Genomic DNA, 15,379 nt, shown 5'->3' with positions numbered 1-15,379 from the left:
ATTGATTTAAGGTCGCCATGAAACAAGCTCTCGTGCATATCGCCTTGGTCGTAAGAGATTACGACGAGGCGATTGATTTTTATGTGAATAAATTAAAATTCGAATTAGTCGAAGACACTTATCAAGCCGAGCAAGATAAGCGCTGGGTCGTTGTTGCCCCACCGGGTTCTAAGGGCGCTTCTATCTTGTTAGCGCGGGCGTCTAAACCTGAGCAGTTCGATTTTATCGGTAATCAGGCGGGTGGTCGGGTGTTTTTATTTTTAAATACCGATGACTTTTGGCGTGATTATCGCCGTATGGTCGCCGATGGCGTGGAGTTTGCGCGCGAGCCGCAAGAACAAGACTATGGCACAGTCGCTGTGTTTAAAGATCTCTACGGTAACTTATGGGATTTACTGCAATTGAACCCGAATCATGTCATGGCTAAGCGAATGAGTTAAGATTCAGTATTTCGTATGAATTACCGCGCAAGCTATTTAATGGGGTCAAACACTGGGAATACTCTTTGTGTTTGACCTCTGTTAAGTTCGTCGAAAATTCTCAGTTATTGATCATTTTTATTGGGCATTCACTGTAAATTTCAATCTATTCTTATGGAACGGATAGATTTTATAATGGATTGGTCAATGCCATTATGTTTTTATTCAAAATTCAATGCCTATCGAATAAATTACTCTTTTGTTCTTATAATTACCTATTCACTTTTTTCGTACTTTAGTATTTAACTCACATTTAAATTAATGAGCGTCAGCTTTTGTTGACAGTTTTATTCGTCACTTATTTGCATAGGCGATTATTGTCACTTAGCTTCTTTAATGTTCTCTAGCTATAAAAATTTAGTCGTGAATAACATTACGTCTAAAGCAAGCTGGCATTTAAAAATAATATTTAATCTGAGTGACTTACTAAAGGAATCTGATAAGTATGAATTTTTTTAAAATACGTTGCACGGCATTATGGATAGGCCGCGCGTTAAGTATCTCCGCGATAATAGCGTTACCATCGTTCGCATCTGATATGCCAACCAGTCAGTATCATATTGATGCAGAAGAAATGAAAATGGTAGATATGCCTAGTGTGTTACTGCCATTTAATAATCTGATGTTTTTATATGGCGTAGATGCATCGCAGTTTGATTTAGCTGACTTTATTTACGTCAATGTTCCTGATTTAATCGATAAAGAAGAGGCGATTACGCATTGGGCTGGATATTATAGTATTAACCCCAAAGTCATACTGACTTTGATGGAAATGCAATCTCAGTTAATTTCGTCTCCGACAGCTGAAGCGCTTAACCGACCTTTGGGAACATTATCGGATAAACAGGGTTTTGAGGAACAACTCCAAGATGTATTGGCTCAGCTATCACAACGTTTTTATGCCTATGAAGAGTCTCAATTAAAAGGCCTATACCCGCCAAGTACCGACGCAGTTAACGCATCGAGTTTCGCATTATTGGCTTTGTTAAACGGTCGTAGGATAGAGCAACAGCAACATGCCGTTATGACGGGTGAGCACGCTTTGGGATTGGACCCATTCATTGAGCAGTTTAGATTATTATTTGGCAATACTGACCGTGAGTTGTTAATGAGTTCAGTTGCTAAAAATCCGCTTGTAGCTGATTCAACTCAGTCGATGCAACAAGTCGTCCCATTGGCGAATATTACCGTGAGTAGTCTGCCACCCAGTAACATGCTGCAAATGCCTTGGCGACAGGGATATTCATGGCAATCCAATGGTGCTCATTCGCATACTGGGTCTGGCTATCCGCTATCATCAATCGATGTATCCTACGATTGGCCACCATGGGGGAGTCCGACTTATTCGGTTGCTTCCGCACATGCTGGGACTGTCAATGTGTTGTCTCGCTGCCAAGTACGGGTGACAAATGCTAACGGTTGGGCGACTAACTATTATCATATGGATCAAATTACAGTGCGTAATGGTCAATATGTAAACCAGAATACCGTGATGGGCATTTATGCAAATAATAAAAATGCAGCCTTGTGTGAAGGTGGGAGTTCAACTGGGCCCCATTTGCATTTTTCTTTATTAAAGGATGGGCGCCATGTGTCGTTGCAAGGTGTGTATTTGGGGCAATATATAATCAACATTGGTAGTTACAACTATGACAATAACTGTAGTCGTTTCAATCTGTTTGATGTAAGTAACAATCGTACAATGTGCGCTTGGGCGCCGCTGTATAATGCTGGAAGTCTCTAATCAATGATAGAAAGCCCCTCAATCGAGGGGCTGATATAATGCGAGGAAAACCGTTGCTCGCTAAGCTAGCTGAATCCTCAAATTGTTTGGATATCCCCCTGTTTAAATTCTTGAATACCGGTGGTTTTTGGCGGGATTGTCAACGTATGGTCGCCGATGGCGTGGAGTTTGCGCGCGAGCCGCAAGAACAAGACTATGGCACAGTCGCTGTGTTTAAAGATCTCTACGGTAACTTATGGGATTTACTGCAATTGAATGATGAACATCCTATGGCTCACAGGTTAGCGTATCGGGAGCCAGGATTAGAAGTTAACCCCTAATCCTAAGGTGTAGCTGGTATCTCTCGTATTGCCTATCACTGTTTTAGTGTCGTTGAAGTCATATTTAAATGACAAATAAATCCGCTGAGTTAGCAGATATTTAAGTCCTACTGTCGAGTTTGAGATGTAATCAATCGAAGGCATATCTGGGAAGGCAATTTGCAGATCGGCATAGGACTCTAAAATGCCACCAAACCAATATTGTTTATAGTTAAGTGAGGCCGCCCAAGCATTTAGTTCTAGTTTAAAGGACTGTTGTTCAAGCCAAAAATGGTTGTAGGTTACGACGAAGTCTAATTTATCGCGCCCAGCACCCCAAAAGCGATAACCAGGACCTAGCCCCGCATAATAACTATGGCTATCGATGCCGAGTTTATCTTCTTCATAAAAATCTTCCTGACGTAACAGCCAATGCTCATTGAGCAGATAGTCTAATGAATAATGTCCTTCGAGGGTGTTGCGCTTAGTCACGTCATCTTCGGTTTCGTAGCGCACTTCGGTCTTGATATTATGTCGCCATTGCAAGGTTTCCGCTGTGATATCGCCTTTGATATGTAGCTTCTGACTATTTTTCTTGTTTTTGGTGACATCGAGTGTGGTTTCTACACTACCGTTAAAATTCCAATCTGAGTTTGCATAGTGCTGCGAGAATCTCAACTCACTCACGGGAGTGAGCTGGTTATTAATTAATACCATGCCATGTTCATTAGAGGCTTGAATTCTTATGTCCTGTATGGAACGACTGACACTCCAAGGTCTAGGAACTGTGACTTCGAGGCTGAGAATGGCACTGCGTTGAATGGTAATTTTAGGGGCATAACTGGTGTTGATGATGAGATTTTGATCGTTAAACTCTTTAATTTCACCGCTAATTTTATCGCCATTGAGCAAAAAAACTGTGTCGGCATAACACAAGGGGCTGACACTGCAGAGCGTAGCAACAAGGTACAATGCTGGATTGGGTATCAGATTATGCATCTTGCTCGTGGGCTCAAAATAAAGGGAGAGTAAGTGTTGTCATTCTACTCGAACACAGGCTCTACAAAGCAATAACATTTGATAAAAGTGTTGATAAGGGATTGAAAACGGGTTTGCAATCCCTTACTTCTTTGCCAGTTAGCGTGAGTTAATTTCGGTTATTTTGAGGTTAATGAGCTGCTTCTGCCATTGGGATTTATCTATGCCTTCGACCCAAATGACGCTGCTTTTACGCTGTTCGCCTTTGCGTAGATAGGTCTCAGGCATGCGGAAAATGGCTTCCCACACTTCGAGTTTTTCGGTTTTGAGCAAAGTACCATTATCGGTGAAGAAGCTAGCTTCAACTTCAACTAAGGTAACGTGTTCATTGCTGGTGCTGGCGAGATCGAAGCTGAGTCCAAGTTTATCGCCTTTCCATTGACCTTCAGCAAAGCTGACTTTGATCCCATCTTTTGCCGTTGAGCCTAATAGCTCAGGTTGGGTAATCGCAGTGGCGGTCAATGTGGTGACTGGCGCAGCAACAGTTTGAGTGGTCACTGCGGCACTTGGGACACTGGCAACATTGCTCGATGCACTTGCTACGGCTGTAGCGGCTAAGGCATTGGGCGCGGCTTTGGTTTCAGTGATCACGTATTCCCAGGTAAAGTCGTCTTTGAGCCTGATTTGGGCGCCATTTTCTAGGGTGATATTGGCTACGTCGGCCGCCATAACCGATGATGTTAGCAATAACAATGAGCTAAGTGCGCTAAGGCGTAATGAAGTGTGCATTAATTTTCTGGCTCCGATATCCGTCTGAGTCAATATTCTGCCCTAACATAAACAATTTGCCGCATGTTAGTCACTGTCTAAGTCGTGTTTTGATGAATAAAGTGGATTAATGGCGAGATTTTAACACTAGTACAGATTGAGCTAGCTGACTGTGGCACTATTAGATAGGTGTACATGAGCGGTATGCTCAATGAATAAAGTAACAGGAGATTAAGATGCAGATGAAACATGGAATTTATGGCTTAGTGATTGGATTGGCATTTAGCACTGTCACTTTGGCTGCTGAAGCACCGAAAGTGGGTTGCGCGGCGAAATTAGATGCTATTAGTGCCGAACTTGCCCAAGCAAAAGCGGCAGGTAATAAGTATAAAGTCGCGGGACTTGAAAAGGCCTATGACGAAGTTTCAACCCATTGCGACGATGATAGCTTATACGCCGAGCGAGTCGCTAAAGTTGAGGCCTTAGAGGAAAAACTCACTGAGCGCCAAAATGAATTGGCCAAAGCCATAGAAGAAGGTCGTTCTATGGATAAAATCAACAAGAAACGCAATAAAGTTGCCGAAGTCGAGGCTGAACTTGCTAAGGCGCGAGCCGAGCTAACGCAATAAATAGCTCAAGCCCAATCGCTAGGAGCTTAGCCCGCGTAACCTATGCTTAAAATAGTGGATTCTGTGCTGGAGTTATAACCGGCACTCAGTATGAAGTGCTCAGTGATTCGATATCTTAGCCCAGCTTCTGCGCCCCAACGGGTTGTTTTATCTTCTTCCCATGTGGGTTTGCCATCGACAATTTTGGGTGAAATGTTATTCGTGTAAGACACTGTGCTGATATAGCCACTGCCGCCGGCATAAAAGCTTAAATCTGCCGTTAAGCTGTAGCTTAAGCCTAAGCGGAAGAGGCTTTCTTGGCGATAGGACTGCGCGGGTTCTGGCACGATAATATCGGTTTCACGACTGCGGGCATAGCCTAGGTAATAACTCCATTGTTGGTAATTATTATCGAAATGATAGGGGGCGATTGTAATGCCATAGAGATTATCTGTGGCGGGAATATAATCGAGCATAAGGGCGATATAAGGTGCATTGGCAGTTTCGTCTGATTTATCTAGCCTAACTAATTGCTTAGAAGTGCTATATTCGGCCGCTTGAAGCGGTTGGCATAGGCTCAGGAGTCCAATGCTCAGACAGGCTAGCGTATATGAATGACGACACATGGGATGGTTTCCTTAGGGATAGGGGAAATATTGTTCATTTTCCTGTGTGCGGGGTCAATTCAAAATGCTAAAATCTCTTTTAAAATAAGTGTTTGTAAATATTTTGTGTTTTGATTTGAGTGTTTTCTAGGGTGGCATTTAACCGAGGTCAACTCGGCAGTTACCTTTGTATGGGTTTGTTGCGCTAGCACCTACGTTGGAGTGAAATTGTGGATCAGGAAATAAGGCTCGAAATTTCGGCATGGTTAGCGGGCTTTGGGATTGATAGCCAACCCTCTGATGGAATATCGACCACAGTTATGGTCATTGCTTGCTTACTGTTAGCGAGCATCGCTTATTTTATTGTCCGACGTGTGGTGATTCGTGCGGTGAATATGGTGATCCTGCGCTCTAAGGCGACGTGGGACGATGTATTCATGCGTTATAAGGTGCTTGAAAAGCTGGCCATGCTTGTGCCCGCTATCGTACTTAATCTATTGGTGCCCATCGCGCTGACTGAGCATCCACTGCTAAGCGGGCTAGTCGACCGATTACTAAGTATTTGGTTAGTGGTGCTGATTATCCGCGCTATGTATGCAGGTATGGATGCGGTTGATGAAATTTCAGATGTGAATCTGGTGAGTCGGCGCTTGCCTGTTAAGAGTTTCGTACAGTTAACTAAGCTATTTTTATTCTTTGTTGGGATTATCGTTTCTATCTCAATCTTGGCCGATCAATCACCTGTGTACTTCCTCAGCGGCTTAGGTGTGGCAACAGGTTTTGTGATGTTAGTGTTCCGCGACACTATCTTAGGTTTTGTGGCGGGCATTCAGTTAGCGGCTAACCGTATGGTGAGTAAAGGCGACTGGATCCAGATGGACAAATACGGCGCCGACGGTGCGGTAGAAGAAGTCTCGCTGACCACAGTGAAAGTGCGTAACTGGGACAAAACCATCACTATGATCCCTGCTTATGCCTTAGTGTCGGATGCGTTTCGCAATTGGCGGGGTATGTCTGAGTCGGGCGGTCGCAGGATCAAACGCGCGATTAATATCGATATCAACAGCATAAAGTTTTTGACCGAGGAAGAGCGCGAACGTCTTAGTAAGATCAATTGCTTAAAAGAATATTTTCCCGCAAAAATAAACGAAATTCGTGAGTCGAATGCCAGAGTGTCGGATCTCGATATGAAAGTGAACGGCCGCCATTTGACTAACGTCGGCACTTTCCGCGCTTATCTGCAGGAATACCTACAGCGTCACGATAAAGTCCACAAGGATATGACCTTAATGGTACGCCAACTAGCGCCGACCACTGAAGGGTTACCGATCGAGATTTATATCTTCACTAACGACACTCGTTGGGCGTTTTATGAGGCGATACAAGCGGATATTTTCGATCATGTGTTTGCTGTATTACCTGAGTTTGGCCTGCAGGCGTTCCAAGCGCCAACGGGTAACGATATTCGCAGTTTAAAATCGGTGAAGGTCGAGGGTTAGTCTCGACTGATCAGAATCGCGGCTAAGGTGATAAATATACCGCCGCTGGTTCTGTCAAACCAATGCAGCTTGTTGCTCGCCTTTAGGCTGGGCGCAAGTACATTGGCCATGCAGGCATAAATCATCACAAAGCTAAAATCCACCACGGCCCAAGTGACTGCAAGAATGGTCAGTTGCGGTAATTGCGGCGCGGCAAGATTGAGAAATTGCGGAAACAAGGCGGCAAAAAACAGTAAATCCTTCGGATTACTGATCCCCACTAGAAACGCCTGCTTATAAAGCTGCGCAGGCGTACCTTTGCCCTCTGACGGGCTAACTTCAAGGGCTTGACCTTGGTTTTTCGTCAATAACAGCTTAATACCTAAAAATACTAAATAGGCCGCGCCGCACCATTTGAGCAGGGTAAAACCGTATTCTGAGGCGCTAATAATCGCCCCCAGTCCTGCCGCTGACGCCATCATTAAGATTAAAGCGGCGCTAACACTGCCAAGGCCTGTGGCTATGCTACGCATCTTGCCGAAGTGGATCCCATGGGACATAGATAACATAGCGATAGGGCCGGGTGAAATCCCAATCAATACAATGGCAAAGAGATAGAGTAACCAAGTTTCGGGTTGCATATTTGCTGCTCTAAATGGAATAAATGTTAATGTTTAGCACTCGCTATAAAATCAGGGATCACCTTAGGATGACGGCCTTTAATGGTGCGATAGAAGCTCAAAATCTCTTGCATGTCGGTCACGATATCGTCACTGGGTTGCAGTGGCGTGCGGATAACGACAGTGCGGCGGCTAAAGTCTAAGCCTACGGGAGTAATGGGTACTTGGGCCTTGCTGGCGATATGATAAAAGCCGCACTTCCAGCGCGTCACTGGGCCGCGGGTGCCTTCTGGCGCTAGCGCTAACTTGTAATCGGATTTTGACTCAAACAGCTGCACGGCGGCATCGACTAAGTTGTTGTTCTTGCGCCGATCCACCGGACTGCCGCCAATGGCGCGGAAAAACCAGCCCCAAGGCGGGATAAAGAGTTGGTGTTTGCCGAGAAAGTGAATGCGGATACCTAGGGCACCACGGGCTAAAATGCCGACAATGAAGTCCCAGTTACTAGTGTGCGGCGCAACTATGATGATGTATTTAGCACAGTCGGGCAGTTGGCCTTCTATCTGCCAGCCTGAAGTTTTAAGTAGCCAACGGCAAAGTGGTGTAAACATAGTTCGGTGCCCAGAGTCGAAAAATTAATAATATCATCAGCTTTTTTAGATTTTAAACTGGCTTAAACAAGATAGTCTGTACTTAATTCGTTATAGTACAGTTTAACCTGATTGATTGTGGGGGAACGATACTATGTTGAAAAATGGACTATTAAACAAGGTTATCTGGCAGCGTGTTTTTGCGGCACTGTTACTCTTGCTGACTTGTCATGTTAATGCTGTGCCGACGGATGAAATTACGCAGATGCTCAAAGGCCAAGAAGACGCCTGGAATCGCGGTGATCTCGATGCTTATATGCAAGGCTATTGGAAGAGTGATCAACTGCGTTTTGTCTCTAATGGTAAGTTTCGTTTTGGCTGGGAAGAAACTCTCGCTGCCTATAAGAAAAATTATCCAAATAAAGAAGCGCTTGGTGAACTGAAGTTCACTATCAAAGAAATCAAAATGCTCAGTAATTACGCCGCTATGGTTGTTGGGCGCTGGGATTTACGGCGGATAAAAGATGCCCCAACGGGTGTGTTTACTCTGTTGATTGAAAAAATCGACGATCGTTGGGTGATCACCATGGACCACAGTTCAGATTAAACCGTGTCCTTTGCACTCAGTGTTGCACTGCAGTTCAAATTAGATTTGCGATAATAAACAGTCTGGTTTGGTGGGCGGCTCGGCAGGCAGAGTTAAATGGAAATCCTGCTGTCCAAGCTGTCTACCTTTGCCATCGTATCTCACTTCGGTGAAATGCATACCGCCCTCAGCATCTTCAAGCAGAATGCTGGTGGATCGGGTGCCATAGTCGGGGTGACGAATATAAATCGCAGCTAAACGCCGTTCCCACTCGATCCCGACTCCCGTATTAGGCAGCTCATTATCTTGCGGCTGGGAATCGTCTTTCATTAGTTGTAACAGTACTTGCACTTCTATACTGCTGGACTGGCTGATTGCCGCTTCTAACGCCTGCTGTCCCTTCGCCATTTTCGGCCAAATATCATCGAGTGCACCATTGCTAATGGCATGAAATCCATCGGCAAGTTTTACTGTGTCTTTATTGATACTGTTAAAACAATATAAGTCAGTACCTTGGCCGAAGATGAGATTGAACGGCTGATAATTGTCGCTATGTTCAACGAGCCAATTAGGGCACACGAGCGACCCTGAGTTGAGCGTCATAGTAATTAGCTCGCCACGACTACGCATGGCTTCAGGGTTCTTTTGCGGAACGCGCAGATTGGTTACGCCAGCGATTTGTCCTTGTTTATTGATACCAAACCAAGTGCCACCGGCCTGCAGATCTTTACCCGCGAGTATGTTTTCTTCCGGCGGCCAAAAATGCGCTGGCGCAGTTGGTCTATGATGAAACTCATCGCGGTTGGCACAGATGATTAAGGGATACTTAGGATGGGCATTAATGGCGACAAAGAGTATGCACATAGCAGGCTAAATTAATCCAAAGGTAGATTAACTTAGCCTGTCTGCTCACAAATGAACAGCGTTAGTGGTGCGAGTGCTTATCCGTTTTTGCGTGTTCATGTGCATGTTTATCGGCACTAGGCGTCACAACAGGTTTCTGCTCGTCAGTGTGCGAAGCGCTAGATTCGTGAGTATGTGTATTCTCGTGGGAATGGCTATGCGCATGAGCTGCCGGTTTGCTAAGCATTAAGCGGCGTAAAAATTTACGTGGACCTAAGCGCAGTAAGCTGGCAGCAAACAACCCTGAGAGGATCAGTAGTGCAATTAAGTTCACGACTTCAGGCAAGGTAAATAAGGAGAACCATAGTGGCAAGCGTAATGCTGCGGCTAAACTCAGCGCAATAATACTCAGTAATATCGCCCTTTGCGTCCATGTCATTAACTTAAGCTGAGCTATGTTGAGCACAGGTGCTGCAATCAGCGGCATCATAATCGCGATAGGACTCCAGCCACTATAGGCCAGTGCAAGAGCGAGGACGGCGGCGCCTAAGTTGCAGAAACGCATTGGTAAAAATACAAGCAATAGCACAACAACCTGTAGCAATGGATTGCTTAAGGGCATTGAAGGGTGGCCAATTAAATTCACTAATACTAGGCTGAGTAAAATCCAAGGTGCGCTGCGATCGACTAAATGAGCAAAGCCGAAACGCAGTGAATTGCTGGGTAATTTAGTGTGTGGATCGGTAATGATGACGTTAGCATGGCTTAAATACGCACTCAGAATAAACACTACAAGCAATTGGAATAACGCTAACCAAGGACCAAGAAGTAGAGCTGTGATCACTAAGGCTTCAGGCCCTGCTAAGCGTTGGAACCAGCGACGGGCTAAACTGCTATCCTGCGGCGTCAAACCTAATTTAAAGCGCAACGCAGCCGCACCATAGCTCAGCAGCAACACGGGTGCGAGCTTTAATAGCCAAGTCATTAATTGCTCTGTGCTGTGATCATGGTGGGCATGTTCGTGGCCGTGGCCGCCTGAATCCATTAATAGCAACATCACGAGTAAGCCGATGCCGAGCAAACTACCTATGCCAGCTTGGTATTCATATTTGCCTTGCGTATCACTTTCATGCTGACCATGGGGTTGATGTAGTACTACATGCAGAATTGTGCCTGTAATAAAGGCTTGTAAGTAGACAGTGTCATCGATATTTAAATAAGGAAGTAGTTGCTCACCGGCGAAATAGCCTATGCCTGTAAATAGCATCTGGGCTGCAAAGATCATGAGTGTCCAACGTGTTCCGAGATGGGGTTTTAGTATCCACCATACTGCAAAACCGACGGGTAATTGGTGGAGTATGACACCAAGAGCTAGCAGAATGGAGTTATCGTCTTGCTGCGCCAAAACCATAGCGGTGCCATCGGTGATGGTATGCAGTAATAAGCCACCAATACCCAAGAAAAGCGTAAAATTATGGGTGACTTCTGAATAACGGTGAAATAGGCGTTCGCTGGCGGTAGGCCCCCAGATGCCGAGGAGTACAAAGACGATCGCAAGCATGCCACCATGCTCGAGTAATTCTGGCAAGATGTGGATCAGCACTAATCCGCCTAATGAGACGAATATAAAACCATCGAGCCCCTTTTGTAAGCCACTACTCGATGAGAAGTAGCGATAAAACAGAGGGCCAATTAAGAGTGCGATACAGCTAGCAAGAAGATAGAGCATGGATTCCACGGAAAATTTGCTGAAAAAACGCCATAGTATACCAGCTGTAAAGCAAAGTGAGCAGTGACTTGCAGGCAATTTACTCAACTGACATTTTATACTGTGTTTTGAAGGGGAGAATTTTATTCACTTTGGCCATTCTGCGGAGAAATTTTCAGATCTAACTCGAGAAAAGGTACTATACCCAAGCTACCTGAAGATACGAGTTTCAGAGCGCCTAGGGTGCTTCAATTCAAGGCGCATCAATGACAGAATGTCGGCCACCTTTTGAATTGTTGCAACACGGAAGTGGAGCTCCCTAGGCGCTCCGTTCCGGCGGGTTGTAACGTACTTTATGCCGTGTTGGTTATTTTTAACTTAGCCCACTAGGTCCGCAAATAACCGCAATCGCCATGGATGGCGTGAATGCCATTTATGCAGGAGCAATTAAGGGCCTTGCCTAAAGTGCGTTACATTCCCGCTGAATCCTGCATCTTCAGGTTGTTTGGGTATATAATATCGGCTTATGTTGGCTTGGGTGTTGATACGTTAAATGGATATATTTTCTGCTGCGGTAATGTTGTTTCTGATCATGGACCCTTTGGGTAATTTGCCGATTTTCGCGTCGATTCTGCGGCATATCGATCCCAAGAAACGTCGTAAGGTACTGATCCGCGAGTTACTCTTCGCCTTAGTGATCATGCTGTCTTTCCTTTATGCGGGTGAGGCTATTTTAAGTTTCTTAAATCTTCGTTCTGAATCTGTGAGTATTGCAGGCGGTATTATTCTGTTTTTGATCGCGATTAAGATGATTTTCCCCCAACCCGGTGGTGTCGTTGGATTAGCCGCGGGAGAAGAGCCTTTTATCGTGCCTATGGCTATTCCCTTGATGGCTGGCCCATCGATTCTTGCAGCCTTGATTTTACTGGCGCATACCGATAGCTCACGTATGGGCGATTGGACCATAGCGTTAGTGTCAGCTTGGGGGGCGAGTGCGGTGATCTTAATGTTTTATAAACTTTTCACCCGTGTGCTGGGGGAAAAGGGGCTCACAGCGGTCGAGCGTTTGATGGGTATGGTGCTGGTCATGATCTCAGTGCAAATGTTCCTCGACGGTATTTCAAACTATCTGAAAACCGCTGGCTAACTTTATCTAGTTTGATCAAAACGAAACCGTATTAACGTTGTTAATGCGGTTTTTTTATGGCTGAGATTTAGCTTGGAATTGAGTCAGCACAGAGGTTTGCTGAATATTTGCTGACAAAAGTGCAAATCTTACCTGCGAACAGGTGTATCAAGTTGTTACTGAGGTGCAGTACTGCTAATGTCGAAAACTCTGTCTCTATCACTTGAAGACGGATAAACCCTGAGTAGGTTACTAATTAAAGGTAATTTGTCTTAATGCAAAGAGACACTAGTCTCAATAAATTGAATAGCGTAAACGGCGTTGGCTGTTATAGAAGGATGTTAAAAATGCGAAGTACAAAAGGCGTAACAGCGTTTGGACTGATGTTGGCATTGATTAGCGGCGCGAGTATTGCGGCTCCGAATCATACGCCTGCAGATGCGGGTGTGATTAATAAAGATCGAATTTTATATTGGTTGATTAAGCGTGGCGAAGTGGCCGCCGATGCCAGTGATAGCGTAAAGCAGGAGGCGATAGAAGCTTATATTCATCGCGCCACTTTGGCACAACCTAAAGCGCCGCGCATCGAAGTTGAAGCTGAACATGCGCGTCTACAAAGAGCTAAGTCATCGCAAATGATGCGCTCATCCGCACAGCGTTTACAGGCCGATGCGGATGTAAAGAAAACCGTAAAAGTGCTCACGGTATTAGTGGATTTTGCTGATCTAAAACATGATAACAATGGCTTAAAAGCGGGGGATACAGACATGTATTACCCGAGTTATCCTGCGTCCCACTACAAGGAATTACTCTTTTCGCCTACGGGCTTCAAAGGTCCACAGGGGCAGACGTTAGATTCGGGGTATCAATATTATCAAGCGGTTTCTGGGCAAACCTTCTCCTTTACTGGGGATGTGAAGGGCTGGTATACCGCCTCGCAAAATGCCGAATACTATGGTGTTAATGATCCAGATACCCGTAGTGATTCACAGGTCGCTGAATTGGTAAAAGAAGCCGTATCTCAAGCTGTTGCAAATATGTCTGCAGCTGAGTTGGCGAGTTATGATGTTGAAGACCAAAATGATTTGAACAATAACGGTAATTACGATGAGCCCGATGGCATTATCGACCATGTGATGATTTTCCACTCTAGCGTAGGCGAAGAGGTCGGCGGCGGAAAACTAGGATCGAGTGCGATATGGTCGCATCGATATTATGTCGACCAAGCAACCAATGGTTATGCGCTTCCTGGTACGAACAAAAAAGTATTCGGTTATACAATCCAGCCTATCGATGCGGCAACGGGCGTGTGTACCCACGAGTTTGGCCATGATTTAGGTCTGCCTGATGAGTACGATACCTCTGAAAATGATAAGAAAGACGGCTCGCCTGTGGGGCTATGGTCTTTAATGTCTGGTGGTAGTTGGGCTGGTGCTATTCCTGGCGCTCAGCCGAGTGGTTTTAGTCCTTATGCTCGATCTTATCTACAGAAAAGATACAAAGGTAAGTGGTTGAATGAACGTGAAATCACCTTAGATAGCATTCCCAAATCAGGCATGGAAGTGACGTTGAATGAGGCGGTTAATCATCAGGCGGTTAATCAGATCTCTATTCCGCTCCCTCTTGTGTTAATTCCTTTTAAAACACCTTATCAGGGCAGTTATCAGTACTATTCTGGCCAAGGAAATATGCTGAATAACAGCATGAATTTTAATGTTAATTTACCTGCCGTAACAACAGATAAACTGATTCTGAGTATGAAGGCTAGTTGGAGTATTGAGCCTAACTATGACTACATGCAGGTGAAAGTGGATGGTGTGGCCATTGCGGGTAATTACACTAAGTCGAACAATGCAATGAATAGTGCTCGTCATATCATCACTGGTGAATCGTCTGCGCTTGCTCTGGCGGAAGGTCGTGATGCTTGGGTAACATTAGAATATGATTTATCAGCATATTCTGGAAAATCTGTTGCTGTCGAAATCAACTATGTCACCGATGATTATACCTCTGAGTCAGGGATCGCTATTGATAACATCAGCGTTAAACAAAATACCACTGAGTTATATAGTGATAACGCTGAAGTTGCGGATAAAATGACGTTTTACGGCTATAGCCGGATTAAGGATTTTCGTCCGGATCCCAAATCTCAGTCTCGTTATATTATCCAGCTGCGTAGCCATAATGGTGTCGATGCGGGTTTGAAAGCAAAAAGCTTTGATCCCGGAGTTTTACTCTGGTTAGAAAATTTTAGCTACAGTGACAATAACGTTTCAGACCACGCTGGCCATGGCTTGATTGGCGTGATTGATGCTGACCAGAATATGATTGGCACTCGCTCTACCGACGTACAAATTCGTGATGCGGCCTTTAGTACAGTAAATCAAACCTTCTATTTGGAGGACAATCATCGCGATGCTGTCAGCCTGTTCGATGACAGCTTAGATTACAGCGCGCCACTACAGCCACAGTCAGGTATGGTGTTGCAGCAGCTAGGGTTGACAATGCAGGTACTATCTCAAGCCAGCAATAATGGTACTGCGGTTATTCGTCTTGCGAATGCGAACTCTGATGCTATAGCGCCGTTAACTGTCAGTTTTACTAATACTGTCAACCAATTAGCAGTAAGCTTCACCAGTAATATTGATGGCGGTATGGGAGTATTAACCTACGCTTGGGATTTTGGTGATGGCACGACAAGCACTGTCACGGCGCCAACCCATACCTATGCGAAGGCGGGCACTTATACTGTGAAGCTTACAGTGACAGATGCGCAAAATACTAAGGCGATTAGCAGTTCGACGGTAACGGTTGTTGCACCTGTTACGCCTCCAGTAACTCCGCCGGCCAGTGAGAGTTCAGGTGGCGGCAGCTTAGGTTGGTTAAGCCTTGCTTTCCTTGGCTTATTGACTTGGCGCCGCCAGTTAAATGTGCACTAAGTTAAATG

14 protein-coding genes and 1 pseudogene are annotated in these 15,379 nt (G+C 45.1%); 8 read left to right on the top strand and 7 right to left on the bottom strand.

The genetic code is table 11. The features are described from left to right. The first annotated feature begins 17 nt into the window (after positions 1-17). The 3 genes and pseudogenes from GWI56_RS15300 to GWI56_RS15290 form a co-directional block, all read left to right on the top strand. Complete coding sequence (locus tag GWI56_RS15300; protein ID WP_006083714.1) at positions 18-440, top strand: VOC family protein; 423 nt, start codon at positions 18-20, stop codon at positions 438-440. 484 nt (positions 441-924) lie between these two features. After that, a complete protein-coding gene (locus GWI56_RS15295; protein WP_198573374.1) occupies positions 925-2,223 on the top strand; it encodes a M23 family metallopeptidase in 1,299 nt (432 codons plus the stop codon). 98 nt (positions 2,224-2,321) lie between these two features. After that, positions 2,322-2,543, top strand: a pseudogene (locus GWI56_RS15290) (VOC family protein); the annotation flags it as partial. Here the strand turns inward: GWI56_RS15290 and GWI56_RS15285 are convergent. Both GWI56_RS15285 and GWI56_RS15280 read right to left on the bottom strand, forming a co-directional pair. After that, positions 2,526-3,521, bottom strand: coding sequence for a DUF481 domain-containing protein (locus GWI56_RS15285; protein WP_198573373.1), 996 nt, complete (start codon positions 3,519-3,521; stop codon positions 2,526-2,528). The pseudogene GWI56_RS15290 and the gene GWI56_RS15285 sit on opposite strands and share 18 nt — an antisense overlap. Positions 3,522-3,659: 138 nt before the next feature. Then, entirely contained in the window at positions 3,660-4,289 is a 630-nt protein-coding gene (locus GWI56_RS15280; RefSeq protein WP_198573372.1) for a DUF3157 family protein, read from the bottom strand. Between the two features lie 215 nt (positions 4,290-4,504). Between GWI56_RS15280 and GWI56_RS15275 the strand changes: the two genes are divergently transcribed. Then, on the top strand, positions 4,505-4,897 hold the full coding sequence (locus GWI56_RS15275) for a DUF1090 domain-containing protein (RefSeq protein ID WP_198573371.1): 393 nt from the start codon (positions 4,505-4,507) through the stop codon (positions 4,895-4,897). Between the two features lie 26 nt (positions 4,898-4,923). Here GWI56_RS15275 and GWI56_RS15270 read toward each other — a convergent pair whose 3' ends face one another. Beyond that, positions 4,924-5,502, bottom strand: a complete 579-nt coding sequence (locus tag GWI56_RS15270; RefSeq protein ID WP_198573370.1) for a TonB-dependent receptor — start codon at positions 5,500-5,502, stop codon at positions 4,924-4,926. 209 nt (positions 5,503-5,711) lie between these two features. Here GWI56_RS15270 and GWI56_RS15265 point away from each other — a divergent pair, with 209 nt between their 5' ends. Next, positions 5,712-6,980 (top strand): mechanosensitive ion channel domain-containing protein, encoded by a 1,269-nt coding sequence (locus GWI56_RS15265; protein ID WP_198573369.1) that lies wholly within the window; start codon positions 5,712-5,714, stop codon positions 6,978-6,980. Here GWI56_RS15265 and GWI56_RS15260 read toward each other — a convergent pair. After that, a complete protein-coding gene (locus tag GWI56_RS15260; protein ID WP_198573368.1) occupies positions 6,977-7,600 on the bottom strand; it encodes a LysE family translocator in 624 nt (207 codons plus the stop codon). The genes GWI56_RS15265 and GWI56_RS15260 overlap by 4 nt on opposite strands. Positions 7,601-7,626: 26 nt before the next feature. After that, a complete protein-coding gene (locus GWI56_RS15255; RefSeq protein ID WP_113941259.1) occupies positions 7,627-8,190 on the bottom strand; it encodes a lysophospholipid acyltransferase family protein in 564 nt (187 codons plus the stop codon). Positions 8,191-8,323: 133 nt separating this feature from the next. On the opposite strand from GWI56_RS15255, the gene GWI56_RS15250 reads away from it, so the two are divergent. Next, positions 8,324-8,776 (top strand): DUF4440 domain-containing protein, encoded by a 453-nt coding sequence (locus GWI56_RS15250; protein ID WP_105250965.1) that lies wholly within the window; start codon positions 8,324-8,326, stop codon positions 8,774-8,776. 39 nt (positions 8,777-8,815) lie between these two features. Here the strand turns inward: GWI56_RS15250 and GWI56_RS15245 are convergent, their stop codons facing one another. Continuing rightward, positions 8,816-9,619 (bottom strand): NRDE family protein, encoded by an 804-nt coding sequence (locus GWI56_RS15245; RefSeq protein ID WP_131525674.1) that lies wholly within the window; start codon positions 9,617-9,619, stop codon positions 8,816-8,818. Between the two features lie 61 nt (positions 9,620-9,680). After that, positions 9,681-11,327, bottom strand: coding sequence for a metal transporter (locus GWI56_RS15240; protein ID WP_198573390.1), 1,647 nt, complete (start codon positions 11,325-11,327; stop codon positions 9,681-9,683). A 532-nt stretch (positions 11,328-11,859) separates the two neighbouring features. Here GWI56_RS15240 and GWI56_RS15235 point away from each other — a divergent pair. Both GWI56_RS15235 and GWI56_RS15230 read left to right on the top strand, forming a co-directional pair. Then, positions 11,860-12,453: a YhgN family NAAT transporter gene (locus tag GWI56_RS15235; protein ID WP_011848195.1), complete on the top strand. Its 594-nt coding sequence runs from the start codon at positions 11,860-11,862 to the stop codon at positions 12,451-12,453. Between the two features lie 326 nt (positions 12,454-12,779). Then, a complete protein-coding gene (locus GWI56_RS15230) occupies positions 12,780-15,371 on the top strand; it encodes an immune inhibitor A domain-containing protein (RefSeq protein WP_198573367.1) in 2,592 nt (863 codons plus the stop codon). The last annotated feature ends 8 nt before the right edge of the window (positions 15,372-15,379 follow it).

The organism is Shewanella sp. DW31, from assembly GCF_015767295.1.
Classification (GTDB): domain Bacteria; phylum Pseudomonadota; class Gammaproteobacteria; order Enterobacterales; family Shewanellaceae; genus Shewanella; species Shewanella oncorhynchi.
Note: the sequence above shows the minus strand (reverse complement) of the source record. Positions and strands in the feature narration are given on the sequence as shown.

Coding starts and splice junctions, on each gene's coding strand:
- GWI56_RS15300 (WP_006083714.1), top strand. CDS start 18: ATGAAACAAGCTCTCGTGCATATCGCCTTGGTCGTAAGAGATTACGAC.
- GWI56_RS15295 (WP_198573374.1), top strand. CDS start 925: ATGAATTTTTTTAAAATACGTTGCACGGCATTATGGATAGGCCGCGCG.
- GWI56_RS15285 (WP_198573373.1), bottom strand. CDS start 3,521: ATGCATAATCTGATACCCAATCCAGCATTGTACCTTGTTGCTACGCTC.
- GWI56_RS15280 (WP_198573372.1), bottom strand. CDS start 4,289: ATGCACACTTCATTACGCCTTAGCGCACTTAGCTCATTGTTATTGCTA.
- GWI56_RS15275 (WP_198573371.1), top strand. CDS start 4,505: ATGCAGATGAAACATGGAATTTATGGCTTAGTGATTGGATTGGCATTT.
- GWI56_RS15270 (WP_198573370.1), bottom strand. CDS start 5,502: ATGTGTCGTCATTCATATACGCTAGCCTGTCTGAGCATTGGACTCCTG.
- GWI56_RS15260 (WP_198573368.1), bottom strand. CDS start 7,600: ATGCAACCCGAAACTTGGTTACTCTATCTCTTTGCCATTGTATTGATT.
- GWI56_RS15255 (WP_113941259.1), bottom strand. CDS start 8,190: ATGTTTACACCACTTTGCCGTTGGCTACTTAAAACTTCAGGCTGGCAG.
- GWI56_RS15250 (WP_105250965.1), top strand. CDS start 8,324: ATGTTGAAAAATGGACTATTAAACAAGGTTATCTGGCAGCGTGTTTTT.
- GWI56_RS15245 (WP_131525674.1), bottom strand. CDS start 9,619: ATGTGCATACTCTTTGTCGCCATTAATGCCCATCCTAAGTATCCCTTA.
- GWI56_RS15240 (WP_198573390.1), bottom strand. CDS start 11,327: ATGCTCTATCTTCTTGCTAGCTGTATCGCACTCTTAATTGGCCCTCTG.
- GWI56_RS15235 (WP_011848195.1), top strand. CDS start 11,860: ATGGATATATTTTCTGCTGCGGTAATGTTGTTTCTGATCATGGACCCT.
- GWI56_RS15230 (WP_198573367.1), top strand. CDS start 12,780: ATGCGAAGTACAAAAGGCGTAACAGCGTTTGGACTGATGTTGGCATTG.